1 protein-coding gene is annotated in these 629 nt (G+C 30.2%); it reads left to right on the top strand.

Annotated elements, in window-relative coordinates; all coding sequences use genetic code 11:
• On the top strand, nucleotides 1-629 hold a 629-nt coding region (locus tag IC213_RS20535), incomplete at both ends, for a hypothetical protein (protein WP_227863582.1).

Here is a 629-nt window from a genome sequence, read left to right on the forward strand (position 1 = left end):
AGAAAAAGAATTAGCTAAACTTGAAGCAGAAGCAAATAAAGAGAAAGCATCTGATAAGACTAAGAAGAAATATGAAGATGCTAAAAAAGCTTGGGATGAAACTAAGAAATATTGTGATGAATATTTAAATATCATGTTTACTGAACTACCAAAAGTAGTTGAAGAAAAACAAGAAGTAGTAAATGCCACAAAGGATATAGCGAAAGCTGAACAAGAATTAAGAAATGAGGCTTGGAAGCTACACAAAGAATCTGAGTGGACATCTATGAGTAGGGATGTTGAAGATATAAATAATCAACTTGAATTATTAGATGTACTGATGGGAAGTGCTTTTGGAGTTGAAAAAAATGATTTGCTTCAACAAAAACTAGATTTATTAGAAAAACAGAAAAAAGAAATGGGCGAAACTACGGCTTACATGAAACAAAGTCAAAATGAAATAAAAGGTAAACTTCAAGGCTTTGGATTTCAATTTAGAGATGATGGTACTATAACTAACTATATTCAACAACTAGATAAGCTGTTTCAAAGTAATGATAACTTTGATGAAGCAAAAGAATTAGTTGATGCTTATTTAGATTTAATGATGGATAAAATTCCTGATGCTGAAAAAGAAATGGCTAAGTTAG

It is taken from the genome of Clostridioides sp. ES-S-0049-02 (genome assembly GCF_020658465.1).
In the GTDB taxonomy this organism is placed as follows: Bacteria; Bacillota; Clostridia; order Peptostreptococcales; family Peptostreptococcaceae; genus Clostridioides.